21 protein-coding genes and 1 pseudogene are annotated in these 23,317 nt (G+C 37.9%); 12 read left to right on the top strand and 10 right to left on the bottom strand.

Translation table 11 applies throughout. The features are described from left to right. Nucleotides 1-2 precede the first annotated feature (2 nt). Together QRX23_RS09080 and QRX23_RS09075 are read left to right on the top strand one after the other, a co-directional pair. Nucleotides 3-947 carry a YihY/virulence factor BrkB family protein gene (locus QRX23_RS09080; protein ID WP_330155366.1) on the top strand — a complete coding sequence of 315 codons (945 nt, stop codon included), beginning with the start codon at nucleotides 3-5 and terminating at the stop codon, nucleotides 945-947. Nucleotides 948-1,083: 136 nt separating this feature from the next. After that, a complete protein-coding gene (locus tag QRX23_RS09075) occupies nucleotides 1,084-2,454 on the top strand; it encodes an NAD-dependent succinate-semialdehyde dehydrogenase (RefSeq protein WP_330155365.1) in 1,371 nt (456 codons plus the stop codon). 61 nt (nucleotides 2,455-2,515) lie between these two features. Here QRX23_RS09075 and QRX23_RS09070 read toward each other — a convergent pair whose 3' ends face one another. Continuing rightward, the gene (locus QRX23_RS09070; protein ID WP_330155364.1) at nucleotides 2,516-3,577 is read right to left on the bottom strand and encodes a tRNA dihydrouridine synthase; all 1,062 of its coding nucleotides are present in this window, start codon (nucleotides 3,575-3,577) and stop codon (nucleotides 2,516-2,518) included. Between the two features lie 221 nt (nucleotides 3,578-3,798). Between QRX23_RS09070 and QRX23_RS09065 the strand changes: the two genes are divergently transcribed. Beyond that, the gene (locus tag QRX23_RS09065) at nucleotides 3,799-4,794 is read left to right on the top strand and encodes a YeiH family protein (RefSeq protein ID WP_330155363.1); all 996 of its coding nucleotides are present in this window, start codon (nucleotides 3,799-3,801) and stop codon (nucleotides 4,792-4,794) included. Between the two features lie 366 nt (nucleotides 4,795-5,160). Next, on the top strand, nucleotides 5,161-5,712 hold the full coding sequence (locus tag QRX23_RS09060; protein ID WP_140836607.1) for a 3'-5' exonuclease: 552 nt from the start codon (nucleotides 5,161-5,163) through the stop codon (nucleotides 5,710-5,712). 3 nt (nucleotides 5,713-5,715) lie between these two features. On the opposite strand, the gene QRX23_RS09055 is transcribed toward QRX23_RS09060, so the two are convergent. Next, on the bottom strand, nucleotides 5,716-6,543 hold the full coding sequence (locus QRX23_RS09055; RefSeq protein WP_330155362.1) for a LysR family transcriptional regulator: 828 nt from the start codon (nucleotides 6,541-6,543) through the stop codon (nucleotides 5,716-5,718). 112 nt (nucleotides 6,544-6,655) lie between these two features. Here QRX23_RS09055 and QRX23_RS09050 point away from each other — a divergent pair, with 112 nt between their 5' ends. The 3 genes from QRX23_RS09050 to QRX23_RS09040 all read left to right on the top strand — a co-directional run bounded on the left by QRX23_RS09050 (nucleotide 6,656) and on the right by QRX23_RS09040 (nucleotide 10,058). Continuing rightward, the gene (locus QRX23_RS09050; protein ID WP_330155361.1) at nucleotides 6,656-7,633 is read left to right on the top strand and encodes a TDT family transporter; all 978 of its coding nucleotides are present in this window, start codon (nucleotides 6,656-6,658) and stop codon (nucleotides 7,631-7,633) included. A 113-nt stretch (nucleotides 7,634-7,746) separates the two neighbouring features. Continuing rightward, on the top strand, nucleotides 7,747-8,283 hold the full coding sequence (locus tag QRX23_RS09045) for a GNAT family N-acetyltransferase (RefSeq protein ID WP_330155360.1): 537 nt from the start codon (nucleotides 7,747-7,749) through the stop codon (nucleotides 8,281-8,283). 374 nt (nucleotides 8,284-8,657) lie between these two features. Continuing rightward, on the top strand, nucleotides 8,658-10,058 hold the full coding sequence (locus QRX23_RS09040; protein ID WP_330155359.1) for an APC family permease: 1,401 nt from the start codon (nucleotides 8,658-8,660) through the stop codon (nucleotides 10,056-10,058). Nucleotides 10,059-10,261: 203 nt separating this feature from the next. On the opposite strand, the gene QRX23_RS09035 is transcribed toward QRX23_RS09040, so the two are convergent. Together QRX23_RS09035 and QRX23_RS09030 are read right to left on the bottom strand one after the other, a co-directional pair. Further along, nucleotides 10,262-10,654: a hypothetical protein gene (locus QRX23_RS09035; RefSeq protein WP_330155358.1), complete on the bottom strand. Its 393-nt coding sequence runs from the start codon at nucleotides 10,652-10,654 to the stop codon at nucleotides 10,262-10,264. Continuing rightward, complete coding sequence (locus tag QRX23_RS09030) at nucleotides 10,647-11,966, bottom strand: Y-family DNA polymerase (RefSeq protein WP_330155357.1); 1,320 nt, start codon at nucleotides 11,964-11,966, stop codon at nucleotides 10,647-10,649. The genes QRX23_RS09035 and QRX23_RS09030 overlap by 8 nt, the downstream gene beginning before the upstream one ends. 158 nt (nucleotides 11,967-12,124) lie before the next feature. Between QRX23_RS09030 and QRX23_RS09025 the strand changes: the two genes are divergently transcribed. Next, nucleotides 12,125-13,597, top strand: coding sequence for an MDR family MFS transporter (locus QRX23_RS09025; RefSeq protein WP_330155356.1), 1,473 nt, complete (start codon nucleotides 12,125-12,127; stop codon nucleotides 13,595-13,597). A gap of 62 nt (nucleotides 13,598-13,659) precedes the next feature. On the opposite strand, the gene QRX23_RS09020 is transcribed toward QRX23_RS09025, so the two are convergent. Both QRX23_RS09020 and QRX23_RS09015 read right to left on the bottom strand, forming a co-directional pair. Beyond that, nucleotides 13,660-15,507 carry an FAD/NAD(P)-binding protein gene (locus tag QRX23_RS09020; protein WP_330155355.1) on the bottom strand — a complete coding sequence of 616 codons (1,848 nt, stop codon included), beginning with the start codon at nucleotides 15,505-15,507 and terminating at the stop codon, nucleotides 13,660-13,662. Beyond that, nucleotides 15,504-16,169, bottom strand: a complete 666-nt coding sequence (locus QRX23_RS09015; RefSeq protein ID WP_140836590.1) for an NAD(P)H-hydrate epimerase — start codon at nucleotides 16,167-16,169, stop codon at nucleotides 15,504-15,506. Before QRX23_RS09015 ends, QRX23_RS09020 begins: the two co-directional genes overlap by 4 nt. A 142-nt stretch (nucleotides 16,170-16,311) precedes the next feature. Between QRX23_RS09015 and QRX23_RS09010 the strand changes: the two genes are divergently transcribed. Next, nucleotides 16,312-16,650, top strand: coding sequence for a hypothetical protein (locus QRX23_RS09010; protein WP_002828142.1), 339 nt, complete (start codon nucleotides 16,312-16,314; stop codon nucleotides 16,648-16,650). A 116-nt stretch (nucleotides 16,651-16,766) separates the two neighbouring features. After that, nucleotides 16,767-17,471 (top strand): MIP/aquaporin family protein, encoded by a 705-nt coding sequence (locus QRX23_RS09005; protein ID WP_002828141.1) that lies wholly within the window; start codon nucleotides 16,767-16,769, stop codon nucleotides 17,469-17,471. A 68-nt stretch (nucleotides 17,472-17,539) separates the two neighbouring features. Here the strand turns inward: QRX23_RS09005 and QRX23_RS09000 are convergent, their stop codons facing one another. Together QRX23_RS09000 and QRX23_RS08995 are read right to left on the bottom strand one after the other, a co-directional pair. Then, nucleotides 17,540-19,150, bottom strand: a complete 1,611-nt coding sequence (locus tag QRX23_RS09000; RefSeq protein ID WP_330155354.1) for an ABC transporter permease — start codon at nucleotides 19,148-19,150, stop codon at nucleotides 17,540-17,542. A gap of 16 nt (nucleotides 19,151-19,166) precedes the next feature. Further along, on the bottom strand, nucleotides 19,167-20,051 hold the full coding sequence (locus tag QRX23_RS08995; RefSeq protein ID WP_330155353.1) for an ABC transporter ATP-binding protein: 885 nt from the start codon (nucleotides 20,049-20,051) through the stop codon (nucleotides 19,167-19,169). 215 nt (nucleotides 20,052-20,266) lie between these two features. Between QRX23_RS08995 and QRX23_RS08990 the strand changes: the two are divergent. Further along, nucleotides 20,267-20,865: pseudogene (locus QRX23_RS08990) on the top strand (TetR/AcrR family transcriptional regulator). Between the two features lie 364 nt (nucleotides 20,866-21,229). Here the strand turns inward: QRX23_RS08990 and QRX23_RS08985 are convergent. Both QRX23_RS08985 and QRX23_RS08980 read right to left on the bottom strand, forming a co-directional pair. After that, nucleotides 21,230-21,715, bottom strand: a complete 486-nt coding sequence (locus tag QRX23_RS08985; RefSeq protein WP_330155352.1) for a phosphatidylglycerophosphatase A — start codon at nucleotides 21,713-21,715, stop codon at nucleotides 21,230-21,232. Between the two features lie 57 nt (nucleotides 21,716-21,772). Next, on the bottom strand, nucleotides 21,773-22,693 hold the full coding sequence (locus QRX23_RS08980) for an NADP-dependent oxidoreductase (RefSeq protein ID WP_330155351.1): 921 nt from the start codon (nucleotides 22,691-22,693) through the stop codon (nucleotides 21,773-21,775). A 185-nt stretch (nucleotides 22,694-22,878) separates the two neighbouring features. On the opposite strand from QRX23_RS08980, the gene QRX23_RS08975 reads away from it, so the two are divergent. Beyond that, a complete protein-coding gene (locus QRX23_RS08975) occupies nucleotides 22,879-23,076 on the top strand; it encodes a DUF2188 domain-containing protein (protein ID WP_040760608.1) in 198 nt (65 codons plus the stop codon). Nucleotides 23,077-23,317: the final 241 nt, after the last annotated feature.

The following is a 23,317-nucleotide window of genomic DNA, read 5'->3' as shown; positions in this document are numbered from 1 at the left end:
GCATGCGACAAATTCTTGTTGATGTTCACCGCCTGACAAAAAAATTTCAGATTGACCAACTACAAACCTTTTTTAAACGAGGAAATCTGAAAATGGTTGGACCAACAATCACTTATTATGCCTTATTGTCAATGGTCCCTATTTTGATGAGCGTTGGGGCTGTTGCTAGTCTGGCAGGCATGAATGCAAGTGACTTGATTACATTACTTTCAGAGCAACTTCCTAGTAATATTATGTCAATTTTAGCGCCGATTATTCAATCGGTATTAAAAGGTGGCGTGGGAATTCTATCATTTTCAATTTTGACAACAATTTGGGCAGCCAGTTCGGTATTAGCAATTATTCGTAAGTCATTTAATGCTGTATATGATGTGCCTGAACGGGTCAGTGGCTTATTGACTCGTGTTTTTAGTTTTCTGTGGTTGATGGTTATTTTGGTATCAGCGGTTGTAGTAATGCTTGTTAGTGCGATTTTGCCAGCAATTATTGCAGCAATCCCAGGTATCGGTTGGCTAGAATTTATTACTAAGCAACGTTGGATCATTACTTTAGCAGGACTCTGGGTTATGATGTGCGTATTTAATGCAGCGTTACCAGCGAAACGCATTGCTTTAAAACCTTTGATTATTGGATCTGGTGTTGAAGTTATTTTGATGATTATTTTAAACTACTCATTTGGGTGGTATGCCAAGTTTACTGTAAAAAATGTTGGTTTTTACCAATCGTTAGGGTCGTTGCTTGTGCTAATTGTCTATTTAAATTTAATTGGGACAATCATGGTAATTGGGCAGATTTTGATTGCCTGGTTAGAAGGACTTTTTGCTACTAGTCTGAACCCTAAAGAACCTATACCAATAGCTGCTAAGCGACCTGCAGCTAGACGGCGGCCAGCGTTTAATTTTAAAAAAATCACAAGTAGAGATCGTCGCAGAAAAAGGCGCCGTTAAAGGGAAAATTGTGATTATTTAAACATAAATAGAATAACTTTGTGAAAATATTTAAGCCCACTTTTTGTTAATTAGCGTTATAATGATGGCGTAGCGACCAATGTTAATAATTGTCATTTACACTAAGGGGGATATTATGACATACAAGACAACGTATCCATATACTGGGGAAGTTTTACAGGAATATGCTAACGCAACTGCAGAAGATTTAGAGAAAGCACTGACAACTGGACATGCATTATACAAAACATGGCGTGGGACACCTGTTAGTGAACGAGCTGCGATTTTGCAGAAAATTGCTGATACAATTGTGGCACACAAAGAAGAATTAGCTAAGGCAATGACGTATGATATGGGAAAGTTATTAACTGAAGCCGAAGGCGAAGTTGATTTGTGCGCAAATATTGTCTCTTATTATGCACAAAAGGGTGAAGAGTTCATGGCTGATACGCCACTAGAGTCACCCGCAGGAAATGCTCACTATGTGAAGCAGTCAACTGGGGTGATTGTTGCGGTTGAACCATGGAACTTCCCATTGTACCAGGTTGTGCGTGTCTTTGCGCCAAACTTTATTGTTGGTAACCCAATCATTTTGAAGCATGCTTCAATTTGTCCAAAGTCAGCGCAGTTATTCGCCGACTTAGTGATTGAAGCGGGAGCACCAGAAGGAGCTTTGACAAATCTATTTATTGATTATGATTTAGTTGCTAAGGCAATTCACGATCCACGTGTTGCGGGTGTTTGTTTGACAGGTTCTGAACGTGGTGGTGCAGCTGTTGCCAAAGAAGCTGGTGAAGCGTTGAAGAAGTCAACACTGGAACTTGGTGGTAATGATGCATTCATTATTTTAGATGATGCTGATTGGGACGAAGTTAAAGCCGTTGCACCAGGGGCTCGCTTGTATAATGCGGGTCAGGTTTGCACGTCATCAAAGCGGTTCATTGTGTTAGCTGACAAGTATGATGAGTTTATTGATATTCTGAAGGATGCCTTCTCAAAAGCTAAGGTTGGCGATCCAATGGATCCGACAACTGTTGTGGCACCATTATCATCTAAGAGTGCGCAAGAGAAGTTACAGAAGCAAGTGGATACTGCTGTTGCTGGGGGAGCGACTTTAGTTTATAGCCAGGATCCAGTCGATGGGGATGGGTTCTTCTTCCAGCCAACCATTTTGACAGATATTACGAAGGACAATCCGATTTATAATCAGGAAATGTTTGGTCCAGTTGCTTCAGTTTATAAGGTTAATTCTGAAGAAGAAGCCATTGCATTGGCTAATGACTCAAGTTATGGACTTGGAAATACCATTTTCTCAAGTGATATTGACCACGCACAACGTGTTGCTGAACAGATTGAGACTGGTATGTCATTTATCAACTCAGGATGGGCCTCATTACCTGAATTGCCATTCGGTGGTGTTAAGAACTCAGGGTATGGTCGAGAGTTAAGTGAGTTAGGTTTGAATGCTTTCGTTAATGAGCATTTGATTTTTGAACCAACAAAGTAAAAAGTAATATAAAAAAGCTGGTGGTCTTCAAATTTTGAAGGTCATCAGCTTTTTGGTTTGGTTACTTCGTCGTAATTGCAATGGTGTCTGAGGCTTTTTGAGCAGCCCATTGTTCATCAAATTGATCAAGTAGTTCACGAACCTGAGTGGTGTTCGTGGTATCCATTAATGCAACTCGTAAATCAGAAGCATATGAGAAATGGCGTACGTAGATCTTAAAGAAACGCTTTAACTTTTGGAAGTGCATTGGACCAAATTCAGCGGTAAATTGGTCGTACAAGTCTAATTGCATACGCAATAAGGTAAGGGTTTCATCTAATGTATGCTCTTTGGGTGTGATTTCAAAAGCAAAGGGGTTCTCAAAGATACCACGACCAATCATAATGCCGTTAACACCAGGATGTTGTCGAACTAGTTCTAGTCCTTCGGTACGATCTTTAATATCACCGTTAATTTGCAATAGCGTATTAGGGGCGATTTCATCGCGGAGTTGGATTAAGCGGTCAATGTATTCAAAGTGCGCTGGTACTTTTGACATTTCCTTACGAGTACGCATATGAACAGTTAGTAGTGGTACATCTTGTTTTAAGATAAATGGAATCCACTCTTCGAAAGTGTCAATTTGATTGAAACCTAAGCGCGTTTTGACAGAAACTGCTAAACCAGCCTTTTTAGCAGCAGCGATAATTTCTTCAGCTTTATCAAAATGGCGAATCAGGTCAGAACCACCACCATTTTTAACAACAGTTGCAGCAGGACATCCCATATTAATATCAACGGCTTCATAGCCACGTTCTTTTAAGTCAAAGCACGCAGCTTCAAAATCAATGGCACGATCACCCCATAATTGGGCAACCGGCATTTTTTCTGATTTATCAACGTGTAAACGACCTTGTACGGTAAACTTGGCCTTGGAGTGTGTGATGCTGCGTGCATTTGTAAATTCAGTGAAATAAACATCAGGACCACCAGCTGCTGCAACGACACGACGGAAAACGGAATCCGTAACAGCTTCCATCGGAGCCATCGTGAAGAAGGGAATTGTTTCTAAGCCTGGAACAGCAGGATGTTTTTGTGCGTCATCAACGACTTTTTGCCAATAAGGAGATTTTACTTGGACCATTTCAAGTTCCTTTCTCAATGAAATATGTATTTTTTGATGTGCTAATTATTTTTTTTAAAACCTTATCCATATTAGCGACATTTCGCATAATTTTCAAGATATTAACTTCTTAAAAGTAAATAATAGACATATTTAGGGCAAATAATATGATTTTATCAGTGTGATGGTTAATAAGGTGTATAATAATTTCGATTTGCTGTAAAAATTATTTAGGAGTTTACATGGTTATTAAAAAGAATATGGTAGCAGGAATCATTTTAACATTTCTGTTAGCTTTAGTTGCAAAATTATTATCACCATTTTTACCAACATTAGGTGCGGAAGCATTGGCGATGTTAGCGGGGATTGTTTTAGGAAACACTGTTTTTATCAATCAGCGTTGGGGTGCCGGTGTTAAATGGGCTGAAAAATATCCAATTGAAATTGGTATTGCTTGCCTGGGGTTAAATGTTACTTTGAAAAATATGGCATCACTGGGCTGGCAAGGCGTGTTGTTTATTTTACTGCAAATGGCATTGACTATCTTTTTCGTAATGTGGCTTGGTGGTCGTGTTTTTAAAGTTGCACCCGCTTCAGCAATGTTAATGGGCGCAGGAAATGCGGTTTGTGGTTCTAGTGCGATTGCATCAGTTGCACCCGCTGTTGGAGCCACTGATGACCAGCGGCGAACTTCTGTGGCCACGGTATCACTAGCAGGTGTGGTTTTACTATTTGTTTTACCAATCCTAGGACCAGCAGTGTTACCAAATAACATGATGGTTAGTGCGTTGATTGGTGGAACTGTTCAGTCAGTTGGACAAGTATCGGGAACTGCATCACTTGTTGGTGGTAGTGTTGTCACTTATGCACCAATCTTTAAAATGTTGCGTGTGATTATGTTGTCAGTAGTTGTCATTTTTATGGCACGTCATGCTGCAAAATTATCAGCAGGAACTGATACAGCTATTAAAACAAAGATGGGCATTCCTTGGTTTGTGACGGCATTTATTATTTTTATGCTAATTAATTCATTTGTGTCATTACCACATCTTGTGACACATACAGCGCAAAGTATTACAAGCTTTTTTGGTATTGTTAATTTAGCTGGTATTGGGTTGAATTTAAAATGGGCAACCATCAAATCATCGGGTGCTAAATTCTTGGGTTATGGACTGGTAACGATTATTTTCCAAGTCGTTGTTGCAATTGCGTTAATTTACCTATTGATGCATGCTTAGTTTAATATAATTTTCTCAAGGAGAGAGGCTGGGACGGATGTTGTCTCAGCCTCTAATTTTTGTGCTAAAAGTTATTAATTAAAAGCATGTTAGTTTGATAGCATAAACGCGTTCCAAAAGTCTGAAGCCTCAATGTAACGCAATTTACGCCATTCCTGTCCTGCGCTTTGCTACGGCCAAAAATAACGAAAATCACGTTACACACCGGCTTCAAAACGACTTTTGTCTCGCTCTCTCTCTTTTTATGTTGTTTGAATAAAATTAGCTAATCCATTCAATAAAAAGAATTGATTTTCAAAGTTAGCATGATTACTGTTAAAATGAACTTATCTAACAGTAAATATTTTTGGGGGTGAGAATTAAAGTATGCTGTTCACAAATTTAAAGAATTATGTCGTATTTGACTTGGAAATGAATGGTAGTAATCAGATTATTGAGATTGGTGCGATTAAAGTAACTGGATCCCAAAATATTGAAAAGTTTTCGGTCATTGTAAATAATCCACCAGTTGGTAGTGCCATGAAATCATTTAAGTACATTACAAAATCAATGGGTGGAAAAAATGGTTGGATTACATTGGATATGATTAGCCATGGTATTTCTGAAGAGCGTGCATTGAGTCGGTTTATGCGATTTGTTGGTGATTATGCAATTGTTGGCCATGCAATTGTTGATGGTGATGTCCAACTGATTAAAGAAGGACTACAACATAATAACCTTGGCAAATGGGACACACGGGGTAAATTATATGATACACAACAAATCCATGGCGCTATTGCAGGTAACCCCCAAGATATTTCATTAATGGATCTGGCAGAAATGTATGGCGTTGATCTAGGGGAGCAAAAACATCGGGCCTTACCGGATGCAAAAGAAACACTGGCAATCTTTTTGGCAATGAAAAAAGCATGGCGTTAGCGATTATTCAAGTGGCACACTTTGCTTTAATAATGTGTTGATTTTATCAGCTAATGATTTTTCTAAGTCATTAGCTGTGAGACTATATAGGGTTCTTTTGAAATGATCATTGATAATTGTATTGGGTAAATTATTAGGAATAACACTTTGAGACATGATGGTTTCGCCGATATCTTGCTGTACAAGAGAGATAATTAGTTCATTTCGATTAATTTGGATTGTTTTTTCTGGCATAATGCCGTACTCTTGGAAGAATTGTTGCGTATAGTGGGCAATTCCTGATCCTGGTTCGCGAACTAACCAGGTACCCGTATGTTTCCCAATACGTACGAGTTGATCATCTGCAATTTTTTTACGGTACATTTTTTCTGGGTCAATCAGAAGTGGTTTTTCAACCATACCGATATCCAAGTTTTTTTGTTCTAATTGTTTCGCAATATAATTTGAATTGCCAACGGTTACATGCCAGTCAATGGTAGGTAACTTTTTTTGTGCAAGTTTCAAAAAGTTGGCGGCAAGCATTTGAGAAACTGTTTGGGAGAATCCGATACGAATTAACTTACGATTAGGAGTTGTTAAATGCTCCAGTTGGTCTTGTGTCTCTTGCCAAATACTTCTGATTTTTAGAGCTTTTTCATACAGTAAATTGCCTTCGGCTGTTGGCTCGATTGTGCGATGTTGATCACGGATAAATAATGGGTGGCCAATTGTTTTTTCTAGCCGTTGTATTTGAATTGAAATGGTTGGTTGCGTCACAAAGAGGGTTTTGGCAGCTAAAGAAAAACTTCTCGTTTCATAAACGATAATAAATGTTTCAAGATATTGATTCATATTTAGCTCCTTTTATATTAATTATTTTTATAACTATTATATAAATGATTAATTTTATTTATCTTAACATGAAAGTTATACTAAAGGTGAAAAGAAGTTGGAGGAGAGAGTCATGATACAGACATTAAAGAAAATTCCAATGGCACTATGCGGTTTGATTTTAGGTATGGAAGCATTGGGTAATTTGTTTATTATGAATAATTTTTCGATAATAGGTAATATTGTTGGTATAGCAGGAATGTTATTGATGCTGCTGGTACTTGCCAAACTTGTACTTGTTTTCGAGAGTGCCTACAGTGAAATATTGAATCCAGTGGCAGCAGGAACGTTACCAACATTTACAATGGCATTAATGTTAATGGCAATGTATTGGCACCGATGGGGATTTACACGTTTTGCGATTATTTTGTGGTCCGTTGCAATTATCATTCATCTTGTCATTATGGCAGCATTTTGTTGGCTGAATTTAATTAAAACTAAGCCACAGTTGCAAGCAGTTTATCCCAGTTGGTTTGTGATGTTTGTCGGTATTGGTGTGATTCCAGTGAGTGCACCGATGTTTAATCTGACGATTGGTCAAATCTTTTTCTGGTTGGCATTAGCACTATATATCATTATTTTTCCAATTGTTATTTTCCGATTAATACGGGTACAAGAAATGGTCGAAGGTGCGTTACCATTATTAACGATCATGGCAGCACCGGCATCGCTTTGTTTGACTGGATATTTAAATAGCTTTGGTCAAATTAATCATATTTTTGCCATTAGCTTGGTTATTTTTGCACAATGTTTATATTTTGCGACGTTGTTTTTAATCGTAAGAATTTACATTTCTGCTAAACATTCAATGTTGAAATTTTATCCAAGCTTTGCGGCATTTACATTTCCGTTGGTCATTTCATCAACTGCTTTGACTGTATTATCAAATCAATTAAATCTGGCTAGTGGTTTAGTGATTTTAGCAAGAATTGAATGGATTGTTGCTACATTAATGATCATTTATGTACTGGGTCATTATTTGAAATTCTTAGCTGGTTTAATGAAAGTAACGAGTACATCAAATGTCGTAGTAACCAATCCCAAAAAATAAATATATTATTCAAAAAAGGGTTGGGTTTTTGTTTTGAATTTGTTAATATAATGTTCTGCTATTTAATAATTAGTAGGTATTAAATAAGAAACGTTCTATGATTAGATAATTAAATGGTAGACGCGGAGGATACGATTATGTTGATGTACACAAGACCAGCCCAGCCAGAAGACTTTCCAGCAATTTGGGCTGCGTTTCAAGATGGCGTTGCATACTTGGGCGAGCAAGGCGCATCGCAATGGCAGGGCGAGGGTGCACCAGATAAGGCTTTATTTGAAAAAGATATCGCTAATGGCTGGGGAATTGTCCTGATTTATGATGGTCAAGTTGCTGGTTATGGCTCATTAGTACCAGGACCAGAAGCAGAGTACGAAATTCTACAAGGTGAATGGGTTGGCGATGAGCCAGAATATGTTGCCATTCATCGTGTAACGATTAATTCACACATTCGTGGGAAAGGTGTTGGCAAGACGCTGACACGAGATTTGGTTAATTTAGCTCGAGCTCGTGGTTATCGTGATATTCGTATTGATACATTTCCAGAAAATATCATTATGCAGAATGTTATTACGAAAACTGATTTCACATATAGAGGCATGGTACCGTTTGAATTTGGTGATCGCCTAGGTTACCAATTATTAGTAGATTAATATATTTATGAGATTTTTTTCATAAAACAATTGACTTTACATGTAAATGAGCTTAATATCTACAAGGTAAGCTAAAAGAAAAGGAAATGTAGATATGCAAAATTATTTGTCAGTAGCACAAGCGTTTAGTTACTTTACGTATTTCGGCTAGTCATCCGAAGTCTGCGTAGAGTTGTTTGCGCTGTACATTTGGATGACGGTAAAGTATCCAAATGTGTGAAGGCAAGTAAGTAACTTGTAATGCATTGTCTGCATGTACACGTATTGGATACACTAATGCTATCCAGTGCGTGTTTTTTTATTGTTTTAGAATTTTTTCAGCATTGATGATGAATGGGTTTTAGCATATTTTTCCGTGAAAAGGAGTTAGATAAATGGGAATGTGGCAGAGAATGTTTAAAAAGGAGTCGTTGGACACCTATATGCGTAGCGATGGCCATTTTGAAAAGTCATTAAATGCAAAGGATTTAATTGCTTTAGGAATTGGTGCAGTGATTGGTTCAGGAATTTTCGTTTTGCCCGGAACAGTTGCAGCTACTACAACAGGGCCAGCAATTATTTTTAGTTTTATTTTGGCAGCTTTGGTATCTAGTTTGGTAGCAATGGCCTATTCTGAAATGTCAACAGCAATGCCAGTGGCCGGATCAGCTTACTCATATGGTAATGTGATTTTTGGCGAGGTCGTTGGTTGGGTATTAGGCTGGGCCTTAATTTTGGAATACATGTTAAGTGTGTCGGCTGTGTCAACAGGGTGGTCGGCTTACTTCGCCAACCTGATATCACCGTTAGTTAAGATTCCGACAGCCTTATCAGGTGCATATAATCCAGCAGGTGGTACCTACATTAATATTGTGGCAGTTGTTATTGTTTTGTTAATTGGATTATTGCTACGAGGTGGCTTACGACAATCAAAGCGTGTTGAAAATGCGATGGTTTTGTTCAAAGTTATTATTATTTTGGCATTTATCATCATCGGATTTTTCTTTATCAAGAGTAGTAACTACCATCCGCTAATTCCAAAACGTGTCAATGGGGCGTTTGGTTGGCAAGGAATTATTACGGGAACGTCAATGGTCTTCTTTGCATTCCTTGGATTTGACGCGTTGTCATCGTCAGCGGCTGAGGTGAAGAATCCAAAACGTAATATGCCAATTGGTATTATTGGCACGTTGATTATTGCAGCAGTATTGTATGGTATTATGGGCCTTGTTTTGACGGGGATGGTACATTATACAAAGTTAAATGTTGCAGATCCGGCAGCCTTTGCATTGCAACAAGTCGGTCAAAATTGGGCATCACTAATTATTACAATCGGTGCCTTAATTGGAATGGCAACGATGATGTACACAATGACCTACGCTGCATCTCGTTTGATTTATGCAGTTGGTCGTGATGGTTTATTACCAGGTGGTGTTGGTAAATTAAACAAACAAGGTAACCCTAATCGTGCGTTGACTATTGCAACGATTGTCATTGCGTTGTTTAGTGGGTTAGTACCATTAGATAAATTAGTTGATTTGGTTAACGTTGGGACTTTGTTGGCGTTTGTTGTTGTATCATTAGGTATCTTGCCATTACGTCACCGTAAAGATGTTAATCATGATGGTTATAAGATGCCGGGCTATCCCGTAATGCCAATAATTTCAGCATTATTATCAGCGTTTTTGATTACACAATTACATGTTGAGACACTGATTGCTGCAGGAATTTGGTTTATTATCGGTATTATCTTATACACGACATATGGTGTTCGTCATTCAAGAATGAATCAATAATCGATATATAAATAATTGTTGTTACATTGAGGCTTCAGACTTTTGGAACGCGTTTATGCTATTAAATTTACAAGCTTATAATTAATACACTTTTAGCACAAAGAGGTTGGGACATTTTGTCCCAACCTCTTTCCTACTATTAGTCAAGTAATTATCTCTTATTTGAAGATTGGATTTTAGAACACTTTCTTTTTGTTTATGTCTCAAGGTTCATTTTTACTTACCCACCATAAATTATGTTGGGGGATAAATTGTTTGCCGATGATAATAAACTCGTCAGTATAGCCCATGACGGGACCGGTTATCATCGGTGGAATAATCCCAGTATCTGATTGTGTGTTTAATTGAGCGGTAACAGTATCATTATGGGTGTATGCTTCAAATAAAATTTGAGCAATGGCTTCAGGCGTCATTTCTGGTTGACGGGCACGGTTATTCGCATCAGTTACCTGGTGAGCTACCTTGTTAACATGCTCAGTATGGTCGGATAAGTAGTAGCCTTGCCACTTTACCATGCCACGATCATGATAATCATATTTAAAAAAATTTGCGGCTTGTTTAAGCGTTGTCTCGTCAATATCGTCAGTTTTATCCATAAGCATTACCGCCGTTATGGCCACCAACCAGACCAACACGATCGAGCATTGTACCACCTGCTAAACTTGAACTTTTAAAGATAGCATCAATGCCAAATTTCTTGCGAATCACATCAATTGTTGTATCTAATTGACGTTGTTGCATCAGGTCATCTGGTGAAATAAAGAGATCAAGTTGCTCATCACCAGCAGGTTCTAGACCATCAGCACTTACAGCAATGTGACGAATGACTTCACCTTGGTAATGGGCAATGAAAAGTTGATGAAGTGCCTGCGTGATTGGATAATTAAGATTTGTTGGGGTTATTGTCACTTGCGCATGAAACCCCTGACTATTAATTGGATTATGATAACCAACTCCTAAGCCAAGCGAAATTTGATTGGCTACCAAATTTTTGGAGCGTAAACGACTAGCAATTTGTTCACCAATTTCTCTAATAATTACGGCGATTTCATTAGGGTTGTCATAATCACGTGGTAAAACTTGGCTATTGCTTAAAGAGCGACTTTTGGCGTGATACTTTTTCCTAACTAAACTACGATCGATCCCCCAAGCTAGTGCATAGAGTTCACTACCAATAACACCAAATTTTTCAATCAAATGGTACGGATTATGTAAAGCTAGATCCCGCATTGAAAATATACCTAAGCGATTAAGTTTTTTGGCTGTACGTGAACCAATGTGCCAAACGTCAGATAGGTTTTCGATGGGCCATAAAAATTGTGGAATTGTTTCATAGTGCCACTCACCAATCAGGCTATGAGCGTGTTTGGCGGTTAAATCAAGTGCTAGTTTAGCCATTGCAGGATTATCACCAATGCCGACAGAGGTGTAAATACCAGTTTTTTGTTTAACTTTTTTTTGAATGATGCGCGCTATTTGTTGTAGTGTTAAATCGTGACCATTGCCAAACTTTGAAATAATGTATTGATAACTATCAGTGATATCTAGAATAGATTCATCAATCGAATAAATATGAAGATCTTCATCAGCGACAAATTGACGATAGATATCATTAATTTCTTGATTTTTTTGTATGTAATATTTCATTCGTGGTTCAGCAATTAATAAATCTGGATGGTAAGGGACGTCTCTTCGTCGGGTAACATTGCTGATGCCAAGTACTTTTTTAGCCAATGGCGAAGCAGCAAGAACAAGACCACCATTTGTATTTTCTTGCTGGCTCATGACGACGAGCATTGTCTGTAAAGGGTGTTTATTACGAGCAACGCATTCTACACTGGCATAGAAACTTTTGGAGTCAATGACAAAAATAGTACGTCTGGGCTCGTGCTGGTAAACATCAATCATGTGTACGACCTCCTAGCGTTAATTTTAACTTAATATTAGGATAAACCTAATATTAAAAATCTGCAAGCATTGGATTGATTCGATGTTGCTTGTGGTCGTTGTCTACCGTGTGATAAGATTGGTTGTTATGGAATTTATAGGGAATAGGAGCAGTAGTTTTGGAGAAGGAAAAAACGAATAAAGGTATGGTAACATTGGCCTTATTCATCGCAACGTTTTTAAGTGCGGTAGAAGGGACAATCGTATCCACAGCGATGCCTACCATTGTCGGTGACCTAGAGGGTATTTCAATAATGAATTGGGTGTTTTCAATTTTTTTATTGACAAGTACTCTAACTACACCAATTTATGGGAAATTGGCTGATAATATTGGTCGTAAACCAATATTTATTGCTGGACTAGTTATATTTTTAACAGGTTCGGTATTAAGTGGCTTTTCGGGCAGTATGCCACAATTAATTATTTGGCGTGCAATTCAGGGAATTGGCGCAGGGGCTATTTTACCAATTTCAAATACGATTATTGCCGATATTTATCCACCTGAAAGACGTGCCCAAATTATGGGAATCAATAATTCAGCTTGGGGAATAGCTTCCGTGGTTGCACCATTGTTAGGTGGCTTGATTGTTGATAATTTTAGTTGGCGTTGGGTGTTCTTTATTAATTTGCCATTCGGCTTATTATCAATGATTTTGATTTTGCTATTCCTTAAAGAGGAAAAACATGCTACCAAAGGGCGTTTGGATATTTGGGGCATTGTCTGGTTATCGATGACGATTTCAGGCATCTTATATGGTGTTGAATTAATTAATAAAGAGCAAATTAATTGGATAATGGTGCTAATTGTCTTTATGGTAGCCGTTGTTGGTTATTTGTTATTTGTTAAGCAGGAAAAAAGAGCTGCAGATCCAATTATTTTATTAGATTTGTTTAAAAACAAGACATTTGTCATTCAAAATTTTGCAGCTGGTATGATGGCAATTTTCTTAATTGCTTATGAAGTATACGTGCCATCATGGACACAAGGAATTTTAGGATTGCCAGCAACCTTTGCTGGGTTTGCAACGACACCTAGTTCAATCTTTTGGATTGTTGGGTCATTTATTGCCGGTAAGATGCTGTCACGGCTAACACCACAAAAGATTTTAATGATTAGTATGGGTTTGTTAGTTGTTACTGGAACAATCTTAGCATTTTTGCCAGCAAACACACCGTTTATTGTGTTCTTAGTTATTGGTGTCTTTTTAGGAACCGGTTTTGGTATTACAGTTACTGGGTCAACGATTATTTCACAGAGTGTTGTACCACTTAAACATATCGGTATGGCAACATCATTTAATACATTGATTCGTAGTTTGTCGCAAAGTATTTTTATATCAATTTTTGGAATTGTTATGAATCAATCTTTGCAAAATGGTGTTGCACAACATCCGAATAAACACGTAACGGTGGATATGTTTAATAAAATGATTAATCCACATACGGTTGATGAGTTGCCAAATAATCTTGTGCCAATTATGCATAATATTTATCACACAGGACTACGTAACATTTTTATTGTTGCTGTTATTTGCATGGTTTTGGCCTTTGTATATAATCTAAAACACCAGGATCAAGGTGTTGTCCAATAATTAATAAAAAGAGCCGTTATTCTCCATTTGGAGAATAACGGCTCTTTTGGTATTTAATAGATTTATCTGAAAATCGTTTGAGCGATGTTTTCAGCATCGTATAGATTCTTATCGCTAATTCCTGGACGTGGAGAGAAAGTTGTAAACCATGACCAACCTTCCGTTGGAACTCCCCAAATAAATAAGCCAGGGACTTCTTGGTCATTTGTATCAATGACCGTCATCGTTTGTTTATTCATCCGTGTACCACCAACAGAATAGGTTGTGCCATCTGATTTTGTATAGGTTGCTTCACTTAGGATGCCCTTTTCACGTAGATTGCTCATCAATGGATTGATGGTATGTGCTAGTGAAGGTGCTGATAGGTGCGCTTCAACTAAATTATCAACAGTCCATTTGTTGTTACGATTGTCACTGGCAACAAAGTGGTTATCCTGAATGGTTGCACTAAGTCCAGGACCAGCAACAGTTAGCAAACCTGTTTCAATCAAGGCACGCATTTGCTCAATGCGTAAAATTGGTGGTCCAACAGAAATTAAGGTATTTAGTGGGTTAAAGTGCTTCAAAAACTTTTCGTACTCATCAGCGTTTAGATAACCAGCATCTAAGTAATGACGAATGACCGAACGAATATCACGAAGCATGTCAAACGCACCAGCATAAGGTGCATCATTATTTCCCTTGTAGGCATCATTGATATCCCAAGTCAAGTAGTTCATCATGAAATCGCTATATTCGACTTCTTCAGGAACATCAGCTACTGGATTTAGGATACGTTGCCAGTCCATGATGTACTCCTCTGCGACACCATATTGACGCGCAGTTTTGTTCAAATCGTCACTTTCGGCAAGCGCGGTCATAAAGTGATCAGCGTTGAACGGCCAAGTAATACCAAAGTCATTGATTGTATTACGATAATGCTTGTATTCTAGCTCTTTTTTCAATAATTTGAAAAAATCAGCATAGGATAATTGACCATCATTGGCAGCAGCTAGCTCATCAAGGTTCTTATTTGTAAAGAACAATGGTTGATAGCCTTCGTTAACCTTTTGATTAATACCACGAGCATGTAAGGGTAATCCGTGACGAGAACCAGCAATAATATGTGGCTCTTTACCAGATGGTAAGTAATAAAGTACGCCATTGTTATCACGCGCAAAACGACCACCACGATCAATTGTCAGTTTAGCTAAATAGTCAAAAAAGCTTAGTCCTAGTCCACGAAGAACCACTTTTTGACGGGCCGGAATATCATCTAAATTAGCCTCTGCAGGATGTGTCGGACCAATATAGAGCATGTTTGCATGTTCATTAGCGGCATCTGCAAAAGTTTGTTGTTCTTCCGACAAGTCATTGTCGACCATACCGGTTGACATCACAACTTTATCAGCCATAAAGCTTGTGCCATCGTCCAAAGTAATTTCATACTGATCATCTTGTGGTGTAACATCTAGAATCATTTTACGTTCGTAGGATAACATGACATTACTAGGAACCTGCGTTCCAAGACGCTCATAAAACCATTGACTATAAACACCAAATAAGGCACGAGAAGTAAATCGATTAGGATTTATTCGGGCGATTTCATCAAGAAAATGTTCACCATTAACAAAGTGGCGACGCTGAACATACTCTTTACCATAGGTGATTGCCCATTCATAAAAATTTGGACCATAGGTAGCCGTGGCTGCATGATTGGGTACTGAGGGATCTGGGAACAAAGTTAATTGACGAGTAACTGTGTTCATAAGGAAAAGTGGATTTTGATCCGGATTCCAAACACGACCCCCAATGGGAAAGCTGTCGTATAAAGTAATATCTACAGGCTTTGTTGTTTCTTTTGCATAAGCCATCAGACGTTCTAATAGGGTTAAGTTGCGTGGTCCGGCACCAACTAATACAATCTTCATTGGTTGCTGCTCTCTTTCTTAAAATTTGATAATTCTTCTGGGGAATAGACGCCAATATCTTTAACATAGATATTGCCAGCACGTTTCAGTCCTTCATTCTGTAGTAATCCCTTTTTAGGATAGGCAAAAGTGACCGTAGCTGATGCGCGGATGGCAGATCCTAAAATTGCACCAGATGTTGCATTCAGACCGGATGGAATATCAATAGAAACGACCGGAATGTTAGCAGCATTAACGCGTTTGATGATTTCGCCTAGTTTAACAGGGACAGGCTTTGATAGTCCGGCACCAAATAAGGCATCTACAATCACCGTATAGTGGCGGAAGTCACGAACACGATTGTGTGGCATAATCCCATACTTACGAGCAATATCTAGCTGCTTAGCTGTATTAGGTGTTGCACGATGTTCATCACCGAGTAGTAATAAATCAACATTTACACCTTTTTGTGCCAACATACGCGTGACCGCAATACCATCACCACCATTGTTACCTAACCCAGCAATGACGAGAACATTGGTTAAGTCAAAAGTACCTGCACCGAGTACTTCCATCACAGAGATGGCTGCTCGTTCCATTAAGACTAGGGGATGGACACCAATTTCATCAGTGGTGTAGTGACTAAATCGTTGCATTTCTTGTGCAGTGACTGATTCAATCATGAAAAGCAATCTCCTTTAATTTTTTTTATTTTAATTGTTAATTATGACGTTCAGTGTTTATTATATCGCAACTGACTGTTAAAATGTTTCTAGTGCAATGTTTTTTTACATTAAGTAGGCAAAATTAGTAAAGGAGATAGAGATGGATACGCAAAAAATTCCGGAAGATATGCAAGATGTCCGTGACCGTGTTGCTTTAATGGCGGGACGTGGATTCACAGTATCTGAAGAAGATGTCATCAAAGAAGCGTTGAAATTAGGTTTTCAATCAATCGTAGATGAAAAAATGGATGGTAACTATTATACTGTGCGTTGGGATGAATCATTTCATGATTTGCAAGTCCTTGGTATTGATAATGAACTGGTTGGTTCAGCAACACCAAAGGATGATGGGCCTGATTTTATCAAGCAATTCGAAATTAATGCAACGAATACATGGTTTACTTTAGATAAAGAGGCACTTGCGATTATTGGACGCTAAGTTTAAAAATTAGTTAATAAAGCTGAATTTAAGTGCAATAGTGTTATATAGTTAGAGTTAGTTATTTATTTTGTTATTAAAAACAAGTCAATCTCATTTAAGGAGCAATTATTTTTATGGAAAGTAATACACGTAAATACCTAGCAGAGTTCTTTGGAACTTTGTTGTTAGTTGCCGTTGGTACTGGTGCAGTTGTTTTGGTCGGAGTACAAACCGGTCCACTTCCTGTTGCCTTAGCCTTTGGTATCGCCTTAGCTGCTGGTGCCTACGCTTTTGGCCCAATTTCAGGTGGTCACTTCAATCCAGCCGTTTCATTAGGAGCAGCCATTAACGGTCGTATTTCATGGAAGGACTTTGTTGGTTATGTTATTGCACAATTGATTGGTGGACTAGCTGGTTCAGCAATTGTCTGGGCAATTATGAAGGGTGTTGGTGCAAGCGCAGCAATGATCAAGCAAGTTGGTTTTGGTCAAACTGACTATACCACACCAGTTTCATTTTTCGGCGCAACAGTTATTGAGTTGATTTTGACATTCTTCTTTGTACTAGTAATTTTGATGGTTACTTCAAAGAAAGCTGAAGGTGCTTCAGTTGCTGCACCAATGATCATTGGTTTGACATTGGCTGCATTGATCACAGTTGGTATCTCAGTGACAGGTGCTTCATTGAACCCTGCACGTTCACTTGGCCCAGCCGTATTCTTCGCAATGTTTGGTTCAGCAACTTCATTAACACACGTTGCTGCATACTTCATTGGACCTTTGGTCGGTGGTGCTTTGGCAGCCTTGGTTGCTAAGTACGGTCTTGGTTCAGAAGAATAATTAATTATAATAAATGACAATAGAAAACCACTTGTTAGGCGATTTTATGCTAACAAGTGGTTTTTAATTTATCCAATTTTTAAATCACGACGTTGATAGCCAAAGTAACCAATAATGATGAAAACAATACCGATTACTAGGATGATTAACCAAGGTGTGAGGTCGAAATCTTTAACCGGCATGGTTGCAAACCAATTAAGTGCAGATGTGTTTGATAACCAGTCAGGCAAGTCTAATAAATCTTTGAAATAAGACAACATAGCGGCATAAATCAAGTATAGATAAGTTAGTTTAGTTATTCTTGGTAACCAACCAATCAATATAGAACCGATACCAATTAACAAGATGCTAAAAGGAAACATATTGAAGCCAGATGCGATGAAGTCCATTAGTGATAGATCAAAGTTCTTATGGATAGACCATATGGCTGTTAGCCCTAGTCCCCCAGTGGCAAATAATGTGCTAATGAGACTGACTAGAATAGCGAGCATAATGGTTGTGACAAAGAGACGTGTGCGGGTCACTTTAGAAACGAATAGTTGGTCAAAATGGCCACGAGTCTCCTCAGTGAATAACTTATTAACGAGTAAAGTAGGTAATACGGCCACTAAAGCCATCAAAACAACAATGATTGTACTTGTAAATGATGCTTCGATTGATATGTTATTGTGAACAAATAGTTGGCCAATTAAGCCACTGTTAGTAACAAATTTATGCATATCGCCGTATATTGAACCATAGACAATACCTAAAAAGGTTGTGCCGGCAATCCAAGCCAATATATTTCCTTTATTTAAGTGCCATAAAAGTCCGGTCACTGATTGTAAACTAAAACCTGCATGGCTATGACCGCCACGTTCGGGAAGGTAGCCTGTTCCTAAATCACGATGACCTTGAAGAATCAATGTCACAATGAGCAAAACAATGACGAAAATAGCACCGTAGATAAGAAGTGACCAATTATTTTTTGTGAATGGGAAGGTCAAATATGTCCAGCTAAATGGGTTAAGGTAAGATAGATGGATATTTGATGAATCACTGTAAGCACGAAGCGCGTAAAGCAAACCAATAAAACCCATTGTACTGGCATTACTATTGCTTGCAGATTGAAAAAATTGGGCAAAAAACAGTGTCAGTGTGGCACCGAGCATACCAGCAAATCCGATACTAGCAGCAAATAGCAAAATTCCTTCATTGCTAAAGTGGCTATTATGAAAGCTCATCATAAACAAAGTCATCAGACCAACCAAGCAGAGATTAATTAGTAGTGTTTCGCACATAACAGCTAATGTACTAGCATATCTACCAACTCGATATGAACGAATTAATTCGGCTAAACCTGATTCTTCTTCTTTTCTGGTACGGCTATTCACGTGGATAGCTGAGATAACCATTGAGATGATGACGCAAAACATCAACATTTTACTAACGTACATACCACCAACGGTATAATCAACCGCATGTTGGACGGGTAATGGACCAACCAGGGCAATCATTGCTGGATTTTTCATTGTTTCATAGAGACCAATAAGGGCAGATCCCTTTGAAACATCGGTAATTGCAGTAATATAACTACTACAAAAAATACTTAATCCAATAACCCAAAGGGCAATCTTTAACCAATCTCGTCTCAGATAGTGCCGTAATAAAACGACAGTATTTGCAAATTTTTCAGACATGTCTATTGCCTCCTTATCATTGATAGTGACGCAAGAAGAGGTCTTCTAGAGTTGGCGGTACAATGTCAATTTTCTTAATGCCGAGTTTCGTCGCGTGAACTAAAATTTCGTTAATTGCAGCACTATCTGCTGAAAATGTGGCAGTATTATCTGTGGTTGCTTTAAAGTCATGGACAGATGTTAATGATGTTAATGGGCTAACTGGCTGGCTCGTCTCCAAAGTAATGGTTGAACGAGTAAGGTGGCGTAGGTCAGCTAGTGAACCGGATTCAACGACTCTTCCTTGTTTAATAACAACAATCTTAGTTGCTAAATGTTCAACTTCACTCAAGATATGAGATGAAAGCAAGATGGCTTTACCAGCTTGCTTTAATTCATTGACTTCTTGTTGGAAAATGGTTTCCATTAATGGATCTAATCCAGAAGTTGGTTCGTCAAAAATATATAGTTCTGCATCAACTGATAAGGCAGCGATGAGGCCAACCTTTTGACGATTTCCTTTAGAATAACTACGAGCTTTCTTTTTAGGGTCTAACTCAAAACGCTTAATTAAGCGATCACGTTTTGATTTGTCTCCCTTACCATGTAATTTAATGAATAAATCAATAATTTCACCACCGGTTAGATTACCCCATAGATTTACATCACCCGGGACGTAGGCGATATTTTCGTGAATTGCTAAACTGTTTTGCCAAACATCTTTTTGGAATATTTTAGCATCACCTCCGGAACGTTTGATTGCACCAAGTAAAATTCTGATCGTTGTTGACTTTCCAGCACCATTTGGCCCAATAAAACCAACAACTTCACCACGATCAATAGTAAAAGATACATCTGAAAGAGCTTGAAATTTACCAAAATTTTTTTGCAAATTAGTAATACTTACAATTTCATCTGTCATAATCGTTCTCCTTAAAGGCATAAATAATGTCATTCATTATGATGATTTTTTCTATATTATAGTAATGCTAAAAATCATGGTCAATTAAAAGACGGGTGGGTTATGAACTAATATTATGTTGATAGTTCATAAAATGGCTCTATAATATAGAAAGAAAATTATGGACTTTTTGAAGATTAATTTATCAAAAATATATCCCAGGAGCGAAAAATAATATGAACGGATTTGACAAACGGCAGCAACAAAAAAACAGCAAATTTTACAAGCTACTTTTGATTTAATGAACACTGATTGTGGCATAAAAAATATTAAAATTGATGATATAGCTAAGCAGGCAAACGTCAGTAAAACGTCAATTTTTAATTATTTTGGTAACAAGGAAAATGTTATACAAGAAGTGTTTAAACAATTTATAAATCAGATGACTACAGAAGCAACGGCAATCATTAATCGTAATGATTCATTCGAAGAAACTTTCATTGCATTGAGTTTAAACAAAGCACGCTTATTGCAAAAAATAAATCGGCAGTTTTATTTAGATATGATGGCCTACATGGTTTCGAAACAAGGTAGTGATATATCAATATTAATGAATGAGTATACGCATATAACGTCAAATATGATAATAGATTTGTTCGCTCGTGGGCGTAAAGAAGGAAAAATTGATTCGAAGTATTCGGATGAGTTTTTGTTGCTTTACATTCAATCATTTGTTGAAGGCGTGTCAAATCCCAAAATTTATGAACAAGTCTTACCATATATTTCAGAATGGACAGAAGTATTCTTGAAAGGTTTTGCACCAGTTAATAAGTGAAGTTCTAAAATCAAAATAAAATACCAAGGTTGAATGATAACGTTCTACCTTGGTATTTTTTATTGAAATTTTGATTGTTTTAGACTCCAAAACGGTAGCTTATCAGCTCTTTCATAAACGCGCTCCAACAAGCAGTATTCCTTATATAAGTCCATTTTTGACCCAGCCGCTTGCAGCGCCAGGGCACAAAACAGGTCTTATACCGGAACGCTAAACGCTTGTTGTCACGCTCTCCATAAACGCGATAAGCTACCAGTCCGTCAAAAATAAGCAATCAATATGTCACACGCCTACGCTGACACTCCGGCAGAGTGCCAAATTGATCACTTATTTTAGACTCCAAAACGGTAGCTTATCAGCTCTTTTAATCATGTGCGATTCTTGCTTCAGCTGCGGCAGCGATTGCTGCGACGATATCATCGATGAAGGTATTTACACGACCACCGTTATGTTGCTCGTCATTTAATTTGCCAACAATACCGGGCTTTAAGCGGTCTAGGTAGCCAAAGTTTGTCCATGAAATCGTACCATAGACTCCCAAAATAGACATGACAAGTTGTTCATCGATACCATACGTCCCGTGGTCACCACTAATTCGCTCTTGTAATGGGTTAGGCAACTGTTTAGCCTCGGCAACATCATCAAGTGCTAAACCGGTCATTACGGCATCTTGAACTTCAGTTTTGTGTAGCACATGTTGTACAGAGTCAATTGCTGTAGCCATTGATAAATCAGGAATATGGTCTTTTTGACCATCTACAACCAATTCAGCGATGTCAGGTAATTCGACACCCCGGTCTTGTAACATTTTAACGACATCTTCATAGTAATCACGCTCAGTAAATAACATTTCCCATTATGCTCCCTCATTTGACAATGGCACTATTGTATCAAAAAGCCGACTCTTTTAAAATGTGTCGAATGTTAAAACAGTTTTTCCTTGCAATGAATGTTGACGGGCTTGCTCATGAACATTGCGCAGGTTAGTTAAGGTAAAAGGTAATATCTGACCAATTCGAAGTTTAATTTTCCCTGCAACCATGTCTGCAAATAGTGCTTCAAGATTTGGTCGTTTACCATCCGAGAAGGTGTTAGCAGCATCAATATCAAAAGCCGACAGGGCAGCCTCATCTAGTCCAGCAAGGCCACGTAGAATACCGCCAGATTTTAAGATTTTTGCTGATTGTACAGAGACTGAGCCGCCAATAGTATCTAATACTGCATCAAAGCCAGATAATTTATTTTCATATGCTGTATGATAGTCGACTGGCGTTACATCCCCAAACGATCTGAGATAATCGAAATCAGCTGGCTTAGCTGTGGCATATACTTGCGCACCAATATTTAAAGCTGCTTGCACAGCAACCGAACCAACTGCACCTGCACCACCTTGAATTAGTACTTTTTGTCCAGGTTGGACATTTAAATCGCGATGAATCATTTGATAACCGGTAGCAGCTCCAATGACAGCAGCTACAGCATGAACATCATCAATACCATCTGGAACTTTTGTTGCGACAGATTGACCAACTGGGACTAATTCGGCATATGTTTTTTGATGGCGAGTAGCAGCGATGCGGTCACCAACTTTAAAATCAGTGACATCTGAGCCGATAGTAACAACTTCACCGACAACACTTGAACCAGGAATTAATGGTAGTTCTTCTGAAGTTCCCATCTTGCCAGCAATGAACTTAACATCGTAAGGATCAATGGCTACAGCATGATTTTTAACCAAAAGCTGTTTTTTTAATAACTTTGGTGTGTCAGTATTGATTTCATTTAAGCCAGTTACTGGACCATAATTTTCTAATTGAATAGCTTTCATAAAAATTCCCCCTAGTTTCTCTTATATGACTATAGTCTAACCTAATTTCATTGGTGAGACAAAAGACCGAATTAATTTATCTTATCAAAAAGGTACGTTAGAATAGTATTATAGACGGTCAGGTAGTTTCATGTTGAATATTATTTACAATTGAACTAGTAATTACGTCAAAGGAGATGTTTATCATGCCATGGACAAACAAAAATTACCCAGATTCATTGAAAAATCTTAAACCGACAGTGCGAAATAAAGCGATTGAAATCATGAATGCGCTACAAAGAGAAGAAAAATATAATGAGCAACGGATTATTGCGATAGCAACTAAAAAAGCTGAAGAGTGGTATCAAAATGACCATCCGAATGCTTCTGTCTATAAGAAATGATGTCTTAGGGAATTAACACTTTCCATATGATTATGAAAAATAAATTAAAAAACAGTTGCAAATTTATAAGGGGTATGATAATTTATATATGTTAAATCGCAACAAAGAGAGGATATCAATTATGACTAATTTAGATAACATACAAATTAATATTTTGACGTCCTCTGACTCAACTGTATTACCAAGCAGTTGAGTGTTTTGAGGTGATTAATAAATTGTCGCTAACGAAAACCGTTCAACC

Origin of the sequence: Weissella paramesenteroides, from assembly GCF_036327715.1 — a bacterium.
GTDB lineage: Bacteria > Bacillota > Bacilli > Lactobacillales > Lactobacillaceae > Weissella > Weissella paramesenteroides.
The sequence above is the reverse complement of the archived record's forward strand: the minus strand, read 5'-3'. Positions and strand labels throughout refer to the sequence as shown.